The organism is Okibacterium endophyticum, from assembly GCF_054780075.1.
In genome coordinates this window covers 405,394-420,613 of the sequence record NZ_BAAGXA010000012.1, presented here as the reverse complement: position 1 = coordinate 420,613, position 15,220 = coordinate 405,394, and the positions used below count along the sequence as shown (strand labels likewise).

General features: G+C 66.7%; 14 protein-coding genes. 10 read left to right on the top strand and 4 right to left on the bottom strand.

Going from position 1 to position 15,220, the window contains the following annotated elements; all coding sequences use genetic code 11:
- The first annotated feature begins 107 nt into the window (after positions 1-107).
- From ACYVF5_RS16035 to ACYVF5_RS16010, 6 genes are all read left to right on the top strand, one after another.
- Positions 108-989, top strand: a complete 882-nt coding sequence (locus ACYVF5_RS16035; RefSeq protein WP_460948227.1) for an exodeoxyribonuclease III — start codon at positions 108-110, stop codon at positions 987-989.
- Between the two features lie 221 nt (positions 990-1,210).
- Positions 1,211-2,086, top strand: coding sequence for an ABC transporter ATP-binding protein (locus ACYVF5_RS16030; RefSeq protein ID WP_460948225.1), 876 nt, complete (start codon positions 1,211-1,213; stop codon positions 2,084-2,086).
- A gap of 127 nt (positions 2,087-2,213) precedes the next feature.
- A complete protein-coding gene (locus tag ACYVF5_RS16025; protein ID WP_460948223.1) occupies positions 2,214-3,221 on the top strand; it encodes an aliphatic sulfonate ABC transporter substrate-binding protein in 1,008 nt (335 codons plus the stop codon).
- Positions 3,222-3,277: 56 nt separating this feature from the next.
- On the top strand, positions 3,278-4,189 hold the full coding sequence (locus ACYVF5_RS16020) for an ABC transporter permease (protein ID WP_460948221.1): 912 nt from the start codon (positions 3,278-3,280) through the stop codon (positions 4,187-4,189).
- Between the two features lie 99 nt (positions 4,190-4,288).
- Positions 4,289-5,668, top strand: a complete 1,380-nt coding sequence (locus ACYVF5_RS16015; RefSeq protein WP_460948219.1) for a sensor histidine kinase — start codon at positions 4,289-4,291, stop codon at positions 5,666-5,668.
- A gap of 2 nt (positions 5,669-5,670) precedes the next feature.
- Entirely contained in the window at positions 5,671-6,387 is a 717-nt protein-coding gene (locus ACYVF5_RS16010; RefSeq protein WP_460948217.1) for a response regulator, read from the top strand.
- 53 nt (positions 6,388-6,440) lie between these two features.
- Here the strand turns inward: ACYVF5_RS16010 and ACYVF5_RS16005 are convergent, their stop codons facing one another.
- Positions 6,441-6,752: a hypothetical protein gene (locus tag ACYVF5_RS16005; RefSeq protein WP_460948216.1), complete on the bottom strand. Its 312-nt coding sequence runs from the start codon at positions 6,750-6,752 to the stop codon at positions 6,441-6,443.
- Positions 6,753-6,914: 162 nt separating this feature from the next.
- Between ACYVF5_RS16005 and ACYVF5_RS16000 the strand changes: the two genes are divergently transcribed.
- From ACYVF5_RS16000 to acs, 4 genes are all read left to right on the top strand, one after another.
- Positions 6,915-7,799, top strand: a complete 885-nt coding sequence (locus tag ACYVF5_RS16000) for an ABC transporter ATP-binding protein (protein ID WP_460948214.1) — start codon at positions 6,915-6,917, stop codon at positions 7,797-7,799.
- Positions 7,796-8,884 (top strand): ABC transporter permease, encoded by a 1,089-nt coding sequence (locus ACYVF5_RS15995; protein ID WP_460948212.1) that lies wholly within the window; start codon positions 7,796-7,798, stop codon positions 8,882-8,884. The genes ACYVF5_RS16000 and ACYVF5_RS15995 overlap by 4 nt, the downstream gene beginning before the upstream one ends.
- Before the next feature lie 199 nt (positions 8,885-9,083).
- Positions 9,084-10,775 carry a long-chain-fatty-acid--CoA ligase gene (locus tag ACYVF5_RS15990; RefSeq protein WP_460948210.1) on the top strand — a complete coding sequence of 564 codons (1,692 nt, stop codon included), beginning with the start codon at positions 9,084-9,086 and terminating at the stop codon, positions 10,773-10,775.
- A gap of 141 nt (positions 10,776-10,916) precedes the next feature.
- Positions 10,917-12,977 carry an acetate--CoA ligase gene (gene acs, locus ACYVF5_RS15985; RefSeq protein WP_460948208.1) on the top strand — a complete coding sequence of 687 codons (2,061 nt, stop codon included), beginning with the start codon at positions 10,917-10,919 and terminating at the stop codon, positions 12,975-12,977.
- A gap of 104 nt (positions 12,978-13,081) precedes the next feature.
- On the opposite strand, the gene ACYVF5_RS15980 is transcribed toward acs, so the two are convergent.
- The 3 genes from ACYVF5_RS15980 to ACYVF5_RS15970 form a co-directional block, all read right to left on the bottom strand.
- Entirely contained in the window at positions 13,082-13,726 is a 645-nt protein-coding gene (locus ACYVF5_RS15980; RefSeq protein WP_460948206.1) for an SDR family NAD(P)-dependent oxidoreductase, read from the bottom strand.
- Between the two features lie 98 nt (positions 13,727-13,824).
- On the bottom strand, positions 13,825-14,598 hold the full coding sequence (locus ACYVF5_RS15975; RefSeq protein ID WP_460948204.1) for an alpha/beta fold hydrolase: 774 nt from the start codon (positions 14,596-14,598) through the stop codon (positions 13,825-13,827).
- A complete protein-coding gene (locus ACYVF5_RS15970) occupies positions 14,595-15,119 on the bottom strand; it encodes a PadR family transcriptional regulator (RefSeq protein ID WP_460948202.1) in 525 nt (174 codons plus the stop codon). Before ACYVF5_RS15970 ends, ACYVF5_RS15975 begins: the two co-directional genes overlap by 4 nt.
- Positions 15,120-15,220 lie beyond the last annotated feature (101 nt).

Here is a 15,220-nt window from a genome sequence, read left to right as displayed (position 1 = left end):
TGCACAACGTCGGAGAACTTCTCACGAGATGCCTCGGCAGCGGCGTGTCGACCGCGCCAGAGGCGCAGTCTCCGAAGTTGTGCACGTGGTCGGCTAGCGTTGAGGGCATGCGTATCGCCACCTGGAACGTCAACTCCATCAGGGCGCGCGCCGGTCGGGTCGTCGACTGGCTCGTGCGTGAAGACATCGACGTGCTCGGAATGCAAGAGATCAAGTGCCGCCCGAGCCAGTTCCCCGTCGAGGCCTTCGCCGAGGCGGGTTATGAGGTCGAGCTGCACGGTCTGAACCAGTGGAACGGCGTCGCCTTCGCGAGTCGCCTGCCGATGCACGACGTCGAGATCGGGTTCCAGGGGATGCCAGGATTCGGCAAGCCCATCGCGCCGACTCTCGACACACCCGTCGGGGGTCACGGAGTCGATGGAGATGGCCTGCCCCTCGAGGCGCGCGCCATCGGGGTGACGGTCGACGGCATCCGCCTGTATTCGCTGTATGTGCCGAACGGCCGCTCTCTCGACGACCCGCATTTCGGCTACAAGCTGCGCTGGCTCGACCAGCTGCGCACGCAGACCGCGCAGTGGCTGGCAGAGAAGCCGGACCTGCCCCTCGCGTTGATGGGCGACTTCAACATCGCCCCGACAGACGAGGACATGGGCGACCCGAGCCACGTCGTCGGCGTCTCGACACACGTCTCGCCAGAGGAACGGCGGGCGTTCGCCGCGTTCGCCGAGGCCGGGCTGAGCGATGTGGTGCGGCCGTTCGTGCCCGAGGGCTACACCTTCTGGGATTACAAGAGGCTGCGGTTTCCGCGCAACGAGGGCATGCGCATCGACTTCATCCTCGGTTCGCACGCCTTCGCCGACCTGGTCGCAGACGCGTCGATCCACCGCAACGAGCGCAAGGGCGACGCCCCGAGCGACCACGTGCCGGTCGTCGTCGACCTGGCCGTCGAGGCAGAGGACGACGACGATCGCCCGATGATCTTCGGCTGACCGGGTTCGTGCCGGGCGGATGATCGGTGGTCCCGTCTTCGCCGGCGTCGAGATCGTTCACCGTCGCGGATCGCGAGATCGACCGCCCACGGCCGCTCTGGCCGGGCTCCATCGCGAGCCGGCCAGCACACACGAAGTGTTACGGAGTGTTTCGGGCGTCGTGCGCAGCGGGTGCAAGATGAATAGTGTGGTGAGGACCCCTATCCCTCGGAGCCACAGTCATGCCCGCTGCCACCGCCGCTGCCGCCTCGGCCGTATCGGCGCGCGACAATGCGGCGTACACGGTGGAGTTCGACGGCATCGGGCGGTCGTTCGCTCCCGAGCGCGGCAAGGGGCTGCCGCACAAGGTGCTCCGCGATGTGTCGATCGCCGTCGATCCCGGAGAAGTGCTCGCCATCCTCGGCACCTCGGGGTGCGGCAAGTCGACGCTCCTGCGCATCGCGGGCGGACTGGATTCCCCGACCGCAGGAACGGTGCGCATCGACGGCACACCCGTGTCTGGCATCGACACGAGAACCGCCGTCGGATTCCAGGAGCCACGGCTTCTGCCCTGGCGCAGCGTCACGGACAACGTCGCGCTCGGCCTGCCGAAGGGCACACCGAAGGCGAGCGGCGCCGAGCGTGTGGCGAGACTGATCGAGCTCGTCGGCCTCGGCGCGTTCGCGGGTCACCGCCCGCGCGAGATCTCGGGGGGAATGGCCCAACGGGCATCCCTCGCCCGGGCGCTCGCCCGCAACCCCGGTGTTCTGCTGCTCGATGAGCCGTTCGGCGCGCTCGACGCGCTCACACGGCTCAAGATGCAGGATCTTCTCCTCGACATCCACGAAGCGGCGCCGACAACAGTCCTGCTCGTCACCCACGACGTCGACGAAGCGCTGCAGCTCGCCGACCGCATCATTCTGCTCGGGCGGGATGAGGGCGTGGAGGGTGCCTACATCACGCAGGAGCTCACGGTTCCAGGGCGTCGCCCGCGAGACCGCGGATCAGCCGAGCTGGCCGAGCTGAGGGGCCGTCTGCTCGACGGACTCGGCATCGACCGCCACGGAAAAGCCCGCGGCGTCGCCACGTCGACGAACATCCCCCACTACCCGTTCTGAGGCCGCCACGGTCGCAGTCGCAACCCCCGCCCACGTCACACCCGCACACCACACAGACCCAGCACATCACACAGGCCCAGCACATCCCGACCACCACGAGCACAGGCATCCACAGCAAAGGACACCCATGAAAACCACACGATTCGCCGCCATCGCGGCCGCAGCCGCCACAACGGCGCTGCTGCTCACCGGCTGCGTCGCCGGAGAAGGCGACACCGGCACGGAATCCGGGGGCGAGCTCAACATCGACTTCGCCACCTACAACCCGCTGTCGCTGATCATCAAGGATCAGGGCTGGCTCGAAGACGCCCTCGCCGAACAGGACATCACGGTGAACTGGGTGCAGTCCGCCGGCTCGAACAAGGCGAACGAGGCGCTGCGCGCGGAGGCCGTCGATGTCGGCTCGACAGCCGGATCGGCGGCTCTGCTCGCCCGTGCGAACGGCTCGCCGATCCAGGTCATCGACATCTATTCGCAGCCGGAGTGGTCTGCGATCGTCGTCGGTCCGGGTTCAGAGATCACCGACATCTCGCAGCTGCGCGGAAAGACCATAGCCGCGACGAAGGGCACAGACCCCTACTTCTTCCTGCTCCAGGCCCTCGAGGCGGCGGGCATCGGCCAGGACGAGGTGTCGATCCAGAACCTGCAGCACGCAGACGGCTGGGCAGCGTTGCAGAACGGCTCTGTGGATGCCTGGGCCGGCCTCGACCCGATCATGGCCGGCGCAGAAGAAGACGGCGCCACGCTCATCTACCGCAACGTCGACTTCAACAGCTATGGCTTTTTGAACGCCACAGAGAGCTTCATCGAAGAGCGCCCCGAGATCGCCCAGATCGTGGTGAACGCCTATGAGCACGCGAGACAGTGGGCAGAGGAGAACCCCGAAGAGACGGCGCAGATCCTCGCGGACGTGGCCGGACTCGACCAGGCCGTCGCCACACGCGTCATCGACGAGCGTTCGAACCTCGATGTCGACCCTGTTCCCGGTCAGGCTCAGATCGACGTTCTCTCGATCATCGGCCCCATCTTCGTCGAGTCCGGTGACGTCCAGTCGAACGAAGAAGTCGCCGAGGCGCTCGACACCCTCGTCAACGACACCTTCGCGAAGGCGGCAGACCCCGACTCGATCGGCTGACCCCGTGTGGTGCCGGCCCTGCCGGCACCACACACTCCCACCCCTGAGGACACCAGATGACCGACAAGCGCACCGGCGGCACCCGCGCAGAGGACGACTCTGCCGTCACGACGCACAGCCGGTTCCAGAACTCGGTTGCGGCTGTCGGCTATTACGGTTCCTCCGGCATCGACAGGCGTCCGCCTCGTGACCCGCGAGCGCGTCGCAAGCTGACGAGCAGAACCTGGTTCATCATCGTCGGCGGCGCCATCCTGCCCCTCGTCATCCTCGTCGCCTGGCAGCTGAGCACCTCGCTCGGGCTCGTGCCGGCCTCGCAGCTGCCCTCGCCCGCGACGGTGTGGGATGCCGGCGTCGATCTTCTGCAGCGCGGGCTGCTCGGGCAATACGTCGCAATCTCGATGCAGCGTGTGCTGATCGGGTTCGTCATCGGCGCCGCCCTCGGCATCCTGTTCGGCGCCGTCGTCGGTCTCTCGAAGCTCGGCGACATCATGCTCGCGCCGACGCTCGGCGCCATCCGCGCCGTTCCGTCGCTCGCGTGGATCCCGCTGCTCATTCTCTGGCTGAAGATCGGCGAGGAATCGAAGATCACCCTGATCGCGATCGGCGCCTTCTTTCCCGTCTACACAACGGTGTCCGCAGCGCTCAGGCACGTCGACAAGCAGCTGGTCGAAGCCGGTCGCGCGTTCGGGCTCGGCGGAGTGAAGCTCTTCACCACTGTGCAGCTCCCCGCCGTGCTCCCCTCGGTGATCTCGGGCCTGCGCCTCGCACTGGCCCAGGCCTGGCTGTTCCTCGTGGCCGCCGAGCTCATCGCGTCGTCGATGGGTCTCGGGTTCCTGCTCACCGACTCGCAGAACAACGGCCGCATCGACCGGATCCTGCTCGCGATCATCATGCTCGCCCTGCTCGGCAAGCTGACGGATGCCCTCGTCGGCCTCTTCGAACGCTGGGCCAACAAGCGCTGGGCCTGACGCCAGGCCGGCGCTGATCACTCCCCCGCACGGCGGATGCCGGCGTCGGCTCGACTCGGTACCGTTAAGCCGATGAGCAGCGAACCACAGGTTAGGCCGATGAGCAGCGAACCACAGGTGCCGGAACAGGCAGACCCGTTCGACCCGTCGTGGCACCGGCCGGCCATCACGCACGCGCAGATGCGTCGCGACGCGATTCTGGCGGGCGCACTGTTCCTCGGAGCCGTCCTCGCCACCCCGCTGTACTCCATTGCCGGGGTCTACGCCGAGCCGGCCAACGGCTGGATAGCCGTGGTGTGGGCCGTTGTGATCACCCTCCCGCTCGCGTTCAGGCGACGCTGGCCGATCCCGGTCGCCGTTGTCGTCTCGATCGCGTTCATCGTCGGCGGTGAGCTCTCGGTGCCGGAGGCCCTCATCAGCAGCATCGCCCTCTTCACCGCCATCTATTCGGTCGGCGCGTGGGTGAGCAACCGACGTGTGGCTGCGCTCTCGCGCATCGTCATCACGACTGTGATGTTCATCTGGCTGGTGATCGGCATCTTCCGCGCCGCCACGAACCCCGAGACACTCGAGTCCTTCCCGAACGCGGGAGCACTGTCGCCGTTCGTCTCGGTCATGATGATCCAGGTGCTCACGAACCTGCTCTACTTCGGGGGCGCGTACTACTTCGGCGATGCCGCGTTCGCCTCCGCACGCCAACGCGCGGTGCTCGAGCAGCGTTCAGACGAGCTCGAGGTCGAGCGGGAGCGCAACGCGGCGCAGGCCGTCACCCTCGAACGGGTGCGCATCGCCCGCGAGCTGCACGACGTCGTCGCCCACCACGTCTCGCTTATGGGTGTGCAGGCCGCTGCCGCACGTACCGTGCTCGACACAGATCCTGCCGCTGCACGCGAGTCGCTCGAGGGGGTCGAGGCCGGCGCCCGCACGGCCATCGACGAACTGCACAACCTGCTGCACACCCTGCGAGGCTCCGGGCCGGATGCTCCGGCGCACGAGAGCGCGTCGACCCTCGGCGTCGCCGCCCTGCCCGCCCTGGCGGAGGAATCCAGTGCGGCCGGTCTGCCGACGACATTCGGGGTGATCGGCGAACAGGGGCCGATCACCGCCCTCATCTCGCTGAACCTCTATCGCATCGCGCAAGAAGCGCTCACCAACGCCCGCAAGTACGCGGGGCCGGGGGCGACGGCCGATGTGCGGCTGCGCCACCTCGACCACTCCCTCGAGCTCGAGGTCACCAACACGGGTATTGTGCCCGCCCGCACGCGGGCGAGAGGGCTGGGCCATGCGGGCATGCGCGAGCGAGCGGATGCCATGGGCGCAACCCTCGAACTCGGCCCGCGTTCCCGGGGCGGTTATCTCGTGCGCGTGAGCATCCCTCGACCTGCCGCAGAGCGAATGCCCGCCGATCGCCTCGCCGCGTCACGGCCGTCGACCCCGAGAACCGCCCCGACCGTCTCTTCTGCAGAAAGAAGCCGCTGACCATGACTCGAGTGCTCCTCGTCGACGACCATGAGATGGTGCGCACCGGTTTTCGTGTGATCCTCGGCGCCCAACCCGACCTCGACGTGGTGGGCGAAGCATCCACCGGCCGAGAGGCCATCACCGCGGCGAGCGCCCTCAGCCCGGACGTCATCTGCATGGACGTGCAGATGCCGGACATGGACGGGATAGAAGCGACGGCGCTGATCGTGGCCGACCCGGCCGTGACGGCAGCTGTGCTGATTCTCACGACCTTCGACCGCGACGACTATCTCTTCGAGGCCCTGCACGCCGGGGCGAGCGGGTTCCTGCTCAAGAACTCGTCGCCCGACCAGCTGATCGATGCCGTTCGTGTGGTCGCCTCTGGGGACGCCCTGCTCTCTCCGGCCGTCACCAGGCGGGTCATCGAGCAGTTCGCGACGCCGGAGGCAGGCGCCGCGCCTGTTGCGACAACCAGTTCGCCGCCGAGACAGACGGCGGCATCCTCACCTGTCGTCGAACGGCCGGCCGCTCTCGACAGCCTCACCGAACGCGAGTCAGAGGTGCTGACACTCGTCGCACAGGGACTGTCGAACGCCGAGATCGCCGCGGCCCTGTGGGTCGGAGAGGCGACGGTGAAGACCCACGTGTCGAAGGTGCTGCAGAAGCTCGCGCTGCGCGACCGCATCCAGGCCGTTGTGTATGCCTACGAGCACGGCGTGACGGTGCCGGGCGTCTGAGCGTTTGCGCCGCCGCGGGAGTTCCGCACCGTCGACACCGATACACCGACCGCTCAGCCGAGCTCAGGAGCCGCCTCGAGAAAGGCCTCGGAGATCTCGGCCCGCTCGAAGGGGCCTCTGCCGTCTGCGAGATACGCGGGCTCGTCGAATGCGACCACCCAGACGCGACCCGTGCGCGCGTTTCTCGTGATTCCCGCGTAGGGCAGCGCTGACCCCAGTGAAACGATCACCCCCGTCGGTTCGCCCACGAACGCGTCAGCGGCGCCCTCCGATTCGACCACGTGCACCTGAACACCGACGCCGAACGGCGACCCGTTCGCATCCGTCGTCTGGTTGAGCCGCAGGCCGTCACGTCGTTTGCGCATGCTCCGATTCTCGCATCTGCGGGCGTCGCAACGAGCATCCGCCCGCGCTGTTTCCGTGCTGTCCTCCCCCTCGGGGCGGATGCTGTGAAACCCGCCGCCAGGCGGATGCCGCCGGCCGGCCCCGGTGCGTAGCGTGAAAGCACGCGACGAGAAAGCGAGACCATGCTCGAGATACGCAGCATCAACAAGTCATACGGCACGAGGCAGGTGCTGAGCGATGTGAGCTTCGACGTGGTGCCCGGGCACATGACCGGGTTCGTCGGGGGGAACGGTGCCGGAAAAACGACGACGATGCGCATCATCCTCGGTGTGCTCTCTGCGGACAGTGGCGCTGTGAGTCTTCGCGGCGAGCGGCTCACCGCCGATGACAGGCGTCTCTTCGGATACATGCCGGAAGAGCGAGGGCTCTACCCGAAGATGAAGGTGCACGAGCAGATCGTGTACCTCGCCAGGCTGCACGGCCTCTCGTCACAACGTGCCGCCCAGAACGCCACAGAGCTTCTCGACAGGCTCGGGCTCGGCGAGCGCCGCAACGACCAGGTCGAGAGCCTGTCGCTCGGCAACCAGCAACGTGCCCAGATCGCCGCAGCCCTTGTGCACGACCCCGAAGTCCTTGTGCTTGACGAGCCGTTCTCGGGTCTCGACCCGCTCGCCGTCGACGTGGTCGTCGATGTGCTCAAAGACCGGGCCACCTCCGGCGCACCAGTGATCTTCTCGAGCCATCAGCTCGACATCGTCGAGCGCCTCTGCGACGACCTCGTCATCATCGCGGACGGTGAGATCAAGGCGAGCGGCCCGCGCGAACGGCTGCGCGATGAGCACAGCGTCAACCGCTACGAGCTGCGGGTGCCGACGGATGCCGGGTGGGTGCGCGACATGCGGGGCATCACCGTCGTCGACTTCGACGGCGGGTATGCCGTGTTCGACGCAGACGACGATGAGAGCGCGCAGCAGGTGCTGCGCAGGGCCGTCGACATGGGCGAGGTCACGGAGTTCAGTCAACAGCATCCGTCACTTGCACAGATCTTCAGGGAGGTCATCAAATGAGCACCACCGCTCCATCCTTCGTCCAGAGCGTCTGGCTGGTGAGCGAGCGCGAGGTGATGACCAAGCTGCGCAGCAAGTCATTCCTGATCTCGACGGGCATCCTTCTGCTCATCGTTCTCGCGTCGATCCTCATCGGAGGGTTCAGCGCCCAGAACGCCTCAGACACCAAGATCGCCGCTGTGGGCGAGGCAGCGTCCAGCATCGAGGGTGTTGAGGGACTCGACGTGACGCCTGTCGACACCAGAGAGGCCGCTGAGCGGATGGTGCGCGACGGAGACGTCGAAGCCGCAGTTGTGGTCGACGCCGGGTCTCCCGTCGGCTTCGAAGTCATCGCAGACACGAGTCCTCCGACAGGCCTCATCAACCAGCTGAGCGTCACACCACCGGTCACGCTGCTCGACGAAGATGCCGAGAACCCTCTTATCATCTATTTCGTCGCCCTCGGCTTCGGGCTCGTCTTCTTTGCCTCGGCGATGACATTCGGGACCACCATCTCGCAGTCCGTCGTCGAAGAGAAGCAGACCCGTGTTGTCGAGATCCTGATGTCGGCGATCCCCGTGCGCGCCCTGCTCGCCGGAAAAGTGATCGGAAACTCGGTGCTGGCCTTCGCTCAGATCGCCGTCATCGCGGCGCTCGCGATCATCGGTTTGACGATCACCGGGCAGAACGATCTGCTCACCGGCCTCGGAACACCGATCGTCTGGTTCGTGTTCTTCTTCATCGTCGGATTCATCCTGCTCGCCGCGATGTTCGCGGCGGCGGGTGCGATGGTGTCGCGGCAAGAGGACATCGGCTCTACGACCGCGCCCGTGACGACGCTCATCATGATCCCGTACTTTCTCGTGATCTTCTTCAACGACAACGATCTCGTGATGACGATCATGTCGTACGTGCCGTTCTCCGCCCCGGTCGGCATGCCCGTCAGGCTCTTTCTCGGAGATGCCCAGTGGTGGGAGCCCGTGCTCTCGCTCGGCATCCTCGCGGTGTCGACCCTCGTCGTCATCGCGATCGGCGCTCGCATCTACAGCAACTCCCTGCTGCGAATGGGCTCGCGCGTGAAGCTGCGCGAGGCGCTCCGCACCTGAACTGGCCGAGGCGGGCCGACAACCACGCGCTACATGATGTGTGACGCGCTCTCCTAGTGAGGAGAGCGCGTCACACATCGTGTAGCGCGGGCGGGTCTGCTCTGGCGGATGCCGACGCGCGTCGAGCGAATATCGCCGGTCCGCCTGCGATCGGCTTGACCCCGCTTGGGCGCTGAGGGTTGTGCTGCAGAATGGGCTTATGAGCGACTTCGACTCGAAGCCCTGGCTGAACGCGTACGCCCCGGGAGTGCCGCACGCGATCCCCCCGGTCACCGAGACCCTCGTCGATATGCTGCGAAGCTCGGTGAAGAGGTTCAGGCGACACGTGGCCCTCGACTTCTTCGGCGCCACGACCAGCTACGGGGAGCTGGGTGAGCAGGTCGAACGGGTCGCGAAAGGCCTGCATCAGCTCGGCGTTCGACGTGGCGACCGGGTTGCGCTCGTGCTGCCGAACTGCCCCCAGCACATCGTCGCTTTCTATGCGGTGCTGCGCCTCGGCGCCATCGTCGTCGAGCACAACCCGCTCTACACCGAGCGCGAGATGCGACACCAGTTCGAAGACCACCGCGCGACCGTGGCGATCGTCTGGGACAAGGTCTATCAGACGGTGACGGATTTTCCGCGAGACCTGGGAGTGGACACGATCGTCGCCGTGGACGTGACCCGCGCGATGCCGTTCGGAACGCGCGCTGCACTCCGGCTTCCGATCAAGAAGGCGCGGCAATCGCGCAGCCAGCTCACCGTCGGCAGGCTCCCCCGAGGCGCACGGCTGTGGGAAAACCTGACAGAGGCGAGGCGGCTGTCTCGTTCCCACCCCCACCCCGGCCTCGACGACACGGCAGTGCTGCAGTACACGAGCGGAACAACAGGCGTCCCGAAGGGCGTTGTGCTCAGCCACGCGAACCTTCGGGCGAACGCCATGCAGGGCGAAGCCTGGGTGCAGGGGCTGCGACCGGGCCGTGAGGTCTTCTACGGCGTGCTGCCCATGTTCCACGCCTACGGGCTCACCCTCTGCCTGACCTTCGCCATGAGCATCGGCGCCAGGCTCGTGCTGCTGCCCAAATTCGACGAAGACCTCGTTCTCGACGCCATGAAACGCACTCCGGCGACGTTCCTTCCCGCCGTTCCGCCGATCTACGCCCGCCTCGCAGAGGCCGCGGCCAAGCGACGGGTGCCGCTCACCGGCATCCGCTTTGCGATCTCGGGAGCGATGAACCTGCCCACCTCCACCGTCGAGACCTGGGAGAAGGCGACGGGCGGTCTGCTCGTCGAGGGCTACGGAATGACCGAGTCGTCACCCGTGGCACTCGGCAACCCGATCGGGCCGACGCGCAGACCCGGCACCGTCGGTGTGCCATTCCCGAGCACAGACATCCGTGTCGTCGATCCCGATGACCCGGCGAAAGTCTTGGGCTTCGGCGACGAGGGCGAGCTTCTGGTGCGCGGGCCACAGGTGTTCGGCGGCTACTGGAACAAGCCCGGCGAGACACGCGCCACCCTGCTGCCGGGCGGCTGGCTGCGAACCGGTGACATCGTGCGGGTCTCTCCAGACGGCTTCGTGACGATCGTGGACCGCATCAAAGAGCTGATCATCACCGGCGGCTTCAACGTCTCGCCGAGCGAGGTCGAAGAAGCCATCGTCACACACCCGGACGTCGTCGATGCTGCCGTCGTCGGGGTGCCGAGCCGTGACGGCGGTGAGGATGTCACTGCGGTCGTTGTTCTCGCACCCGGCGCCACGCTCGATGAGGGTGCCCTGCGCGATCACTGCCGTTCGATGCTCGCCGGGTACAAGGTGCCGAGAAGCATCACCGCGGTCGATGAGCTGCCCCGCTCGATGATCGGCAAGGTTCTGCGGCGCCAGGTGCGCGCTCAGCTGCTCGAGGGCTGAACACCGGCCGAACACCGGTCGAACACCGGTCCGTCACGGCCGCGGCACATCGGCGTCACGGGTATTCGTGCCCGAACAACGGATATGACGGATGGTTTCACCCGATTTCGAGCACACGCCTCAGAGACGTAACGTCGTGGTATGCCCGCACCCGAATCATCCGCCGCCCGGAGCCCTGACAGCGCAGGTCACACGATCGTGAACCTGCTCGATGAGAACAGGGTGTATCCGGCGCCTGCAGCGTTCGCAGCCCAGGCGAACGTGGGCGCAGGCGAGTGGGACCGCGCGAACGCCGACCCTGTCGCGTTCTGGGAGGACGCCGCGAGGCGACTCGACTGGACGGAGCCCTGGCACACAGCACACACCTGGGAACCGGTGCGTGAACTCGACGACGGCACGCTCAGTGTGCCGAAGGCGGAGTGGTTCGCGGGCGGAAGGCTCAACGTCGCCGTGAACTGCGTCGACCGCCATGTGCGCGCGGGCAACGGAGACAAGGTCGCCCTCTATTTCGAGGGTGAGCCGGGCGATCGGCGTGCGATCACCTACGCAGAGCTGGAACGCGAGGTGTCGAAGGCGGCGAACGCGCTCACCGAGCTCGGCATCGGGACCGGCGATCGTGTGGTGATCTACCTGCCCGTGATCCCCGAGACCGTGATCGCCACCCTCGCGGTCGCGCGGATCGGCGCGATCCACTCGCTCGTCTTCGGCGGGTTCAGCGCCGAAGCGCTCGCGTTCCGCGTCGAAGACACACGTGCGAAGCTGCTCATCACCACCGATGGGCAGTTCCGCCGTGGCAGCGCCGTCCCCGTCAAGGCGAACGCTGATGCCGCCGTCGCGAATGCGCCGCAGGTCGAGCATGTGCTCGTGGTGCGTCGCACCGGCGACCTCACTCCGGACATCCCGTGGACGCCAGGCCGAGACCTCTGGTGGCACGACACCGTCGATGTCGCTTCTGACCGGCACGAGGCAGAGTCGTTCGACGCGGAGACGCCGCTGTTCATCATCTACACCTCCGGAACGACCGGCAAGCCGAAGGGGCTGGTGCACACCTCGGGCGGCTACCTGACGCAGGCGAACTACACCCACTGGGCGATCTTCGACGCCAAGCCAGACGATGTGCACTGGTGCACAGCAGACCTCGCCTGGGTCACGGCTCACACTTACGAGATCTATGGTCCCCTCTCGAACGGGCTCACGCAGGTGATCTATGAGGGCACACCGAACACCCCGCACCAGGCGAGGCACTTCGAGATCATCGAGCGCTACGGCGTGACCACCTACTACACGGCCCCGACTCTCATCCGCACACTGATGACCTGGTTCCCCGACGGCGTTCCGGCCGGTCACGACCTCTCGTCGATCCGCCTGCTCGGCACCGTCGGCGAGGCCATCAACCCCGAGGCATGGGTGTGGTTCCATCGTGAGGTGGGCCGCGGCGAGACGCCCATCATCGACACCTGGTGGCAGTCAGAGACGGGGGCGAGCATCATGGCCCCGCTGCCGGGGGCATCCGCTCTCAAGCCCGGGTCGGCGAACCGCGCACTGCCGGGTGTGAGCACACGCATCGTCGATGACGAGGGTGAGACCGTGCCGTACGGCCAGGGCGGATACCTCGTGGTCGACCGTGTCGGCCCGGGCCTCGCGCGAACGGTGTGGGGTGACGCCGAGCGCTACCGGGACTCCTACTGGTCGCGGTACTGGAAGCAGGGATACTTCTTCTCGGGAGACGGCGCCAAATGGGACGCAGACGGAGACATCTGGGTTCTCGGTCGCGTCGACGATGTGATCAACGTCTCTGGCCACCGCCTCTCGACGATCGAGATCGAGTCGGCGCTTGTCGCGCATCCGCTCGTCGCCGAGGCCGGCGTGGTCGGTGTGCACGATGCCATCACCGGACAGGCCATCGCGGCGTTCGTCATCCCCGCCCGCGGTGAGCGCGACACGGACGACCCGGCCTATTGGCAGTCGCGGTGCGACGAACTGAGCCGTGTGCTTCGCGAGCACATCGCACGCGAGATCGGGCCGATCGCCAAACCACGCGACGTGATAGCGGTGCCGGATCTGCCCAAAACGCGCTCAGGAAAGATCATGCGCAGGCTGCTCGGCGACATCTCGGACGGGCGCCCCCTCGGCGACACCACCTCGCTGCAGGACGAGACGGTGCCCGCGCGCATCCATACGATTCACACTGGCCTGCGCTGACCTGGGCGGTCCTGCCGCATAAAGCCACTTGCGGGGAATCGTCGTCCAGCGATGGCGACGGGCAGCAGAAATCCGCACCCCGCGAGACCCGGGCGACACACAGCTCAGAAGATCGGGTCGGCCAGCGCGAACCGCCGGCCATTGACCGCGGCTGCCTCTGCCGCGAACAGCTCGGCGACACGATCGGCGAGCTGGTGCTCGTGCCCGCCGAGTGTCTTCGCCACGATCACGGATGCCGCGGCATCCGTCGACGTCAACTCGTCTGCGACCGCGAACGTCCACGCCTCTGTGGCGGCTTTCACGGCCGCATAGTTCGCGCTGCCCGCGCGAGGGGCGGATGCCATCGGTGACGACACCGAGATCAGGCGCCCCGTTCCGCCGGCGATCTCGCCGATGAACTGCCTCGACGCGATGCGGAGTGCATCGAGTGAGGTGACGAGAAACTCCCAGTCCTCGTCGCTCTGTCCGGCGATTCCGCCACCGCCCCTCCATCCGCCCACGAGGTGAACGAGTGACGAGACGACGACGGACTCCGCTGTGAGCCGTTCGGCGAGCGCACCCACCTCGCCGGCGTCGGCCATGTCGCACCGCTCCACAGAGACATCCGGAACCGAGGCCTGCAACCGGGCGAGCCTGTCGCTGTCGCGCGAGACGGCGACGACCGGGTGCCCGAGCTGAACCAGTCGTGCGCAGACCGCATGGCCCGACGCACTCGTCGCCCCGCTGACCAGCGTGATCCGGTGGGTCATGTGATACTCCCGTCGCTCCGGCCTCTGCCGTTTCTCCACGATAGCGCCCCACCCGGGCACTCGGCTTCTCTCATCAAGCCCGTGCCCCGTGCATATGCTCATGGAACGGGCATCAGGTCGTCGAGCGGATGCCCGTGCTCGACCCAGGTGCGCACACTGCGGTTGAACAGGTCGACGTCTTCGATGCTCCAGATGTGGTGCATCCCCGGCGCGAGCCGGAATTGGGCGCCCGGCAGGTGCGCTGCGACCGCGGGGAACGACCTTCTCACCACCGACGATTCCTTCTCACCCGCGATCATCAGCAGAGGCGAGCTGTATGCAGAGAGCCCGTCTGGAACGACGCCGTTATAGACGTCTGTCATCATTCGACGAGCCGTCTCTTTGCGGACGGCCATTCCCTGTTCGACATAGAACTCCCGTGAATCCTCAGGCAACCGGAACGCGGCTGCCTGCCCCTGCCAGAACCACCGTTTGTCCCAGAACGCGAGCTGAGCGCCGGCCAGCATGCGGCTCGCCGGGTGGACACCGGTGAGCGGTGCCCCCGTGACGAAGGCGCTGCTGACGCTGCCCGGATGCCGGGCGAGCACCCTGAGCGCGACGACGCCGCCGAGCGAGAGGCCGACGAGATGGAACGGTTCCGGCCCGGCAAGCGCCTCGACGCGTGAGACGACATCGTCGGCGACGGCATCGAGGCCGGCCCAGTCTTCGGCGGTTCGCGAGCCGAACCCCGGCAGGTCGGGGGTGACCACACGAAAGTCAGGCAGCGCGGATACCTGTGGTTCCCACATCCAGTTGCCCACGTTGCCGCCGTGCAGAAAAACGATGGTGCCCCGAGACGGGTCGGCGGGGTGCACCTCGGGGTAGACGTTCACGGCAGCTCCCTCATCGTGCGTTCGACCCAGTCGAGATCGGCCCGCGCGTGGGTGATCCCGTTCTCGAGGGTGGCCAATCTGAGAAAGAGCCCACGGTCGCCCTTCGGCTCGGGCTGCTCGGCTCGCATACCCTCGAGCTCTGCGAGAAGCTTCTCTGCGTCTGCCCGACGGTTCTCGAGCAGCTCTGCAACGCCGCCGCGATCGAGTTCGGAGGCGAAGAAGAGCCTCGCGAGGAACGGCTCGCGTTCCGGCAGGCGTTCGGGTTCCGACGTCAGCCATTCGCGCAGCAGAGCCCGCCCGCTCGGCGTGATGTGGTGCAGCTGCCGGGCCGGTGCTTTCTCTTGCGGCATCACCTGAACCGTGGCATGGCCGCTGTCGACGAGACCGGCGAGAGTGCGATACACCTGTGCCTTATCTGCTGCCCAGAAGTGCGAGATCGTGGTATCGAGGTGCTTCTTGATGTCATAGCCGGTCATCGGGGCGATGCTGAGCAGGCCCAGGATCAGTCGTGCGAGGATCATCTCCCCATGATGACACATCGACTAGTAGATTTGTCAACTAGCTGCCGAAGGTGAGCGCGGTTCGCGATCTCGGGCTCGGCTCACGCATACATTTCGTCACG

What these genes read in the sequence shown, in the direction of transcription:
- ACYVF5_RS16000 (WP_460948214.1), top strand. Translation starts at nt 6,915, where the DNA reads ATGCTCGAGATACGCAGCATCAACAAGTCATACGGCACGAGGCAGGTG.
- ACYVF5_RS15990 (WP_460948210.1), top strand. Translation starts at nt 9,084, where the DNA reads ATGAGCGACTTCGACTCGAAGCCCTGGCTGAACGCGTACGCCCCGGGA.
- ACYVF5_RS15980 (WP_460948206.1), bottom strand. Translation starts at nt 13,726, where the DNA reads ATGACCCACCGGATCACGCTGGTCAGCGGGGCGACGAGTGCGTCGGGC.
- ACYVF5_RS16035 (WP_460948227.1), top strand. Translation starts at nt 108, where the DNA reads ATGCGTATCGCCACCTGGAACGTCAACTCCATCAGGGCGCGCGCCGGT.
- ACYVF5_RS16010 (WP_460948217.1), top strand. Translation starts at nt 5,671, where the DNA reads ATGACTCGAGTGCTCCTCGTCGACGACCATGAGATGGTGCGCACCGGT.
- ACYVF5_RS15995 (WP_460948212.1), top strand. Translation starts at nt 7,796, where the DNA reads ATGAGCACCACCGCTCCATCCTTCGTCCAGAGCGTCTGGCTGGTGAGC.
- acs (WP_460948208.1), top strand. Translation starts at nt 10,917, where the DNA reads ATGCCCGCACCCGAATCATCCGCCGCCCGGAGCCCTGACAGCGCAGGT.
- ACYVF5_RS16030 (WP_460948225.1), top strand. Translation starts at nt 1,211, where the DNA reads ATGCCCGCTGCCACCGCCGCTGCCGCCTCGGCCGTATCGGCGCGCGAC.
- ACYVF5_RS15970 (WP_460948202.1), bottom strand. Translation starts at nt 15,119, where the DNA reads ATGATCCTCGCACGACTGATCCTGGGCCTGCTCAGCATCGCCCCGATG.
- ACYVF5_RS16020 (WP_460948221.1), top strand. Translation starts at nt 3,278, where the DNA reads ATGACCGACAAGCGCACCGGCGGCACCCGCGCAGAGGACGACTCTGCC.
- ACYVF5_RS16015 (WP_460948219.1), top strand. Translation starts at nt 4,289, where the DNA reads ATGAGCAGCGAACCACAGGTGCCGGAACAGGCAGACCCGTTCGACCCG.
- ACYVF5_RS16005 (WP_460948216.1), bottom strand. Translation starts at nt 6,752, where the DNA reads ATGCGCAAACGACGTGACGGCCTGCGGCTCAACCAGACGACGGATGCG.
- ACYVF5_RS16025 (WP_460948223.1), top strand. Translation starts at nt 2,214, where the DNA reads ATGAAAACCACACGATTCGCCGCCATCGCGGCCGCAGCCGCCACAACG.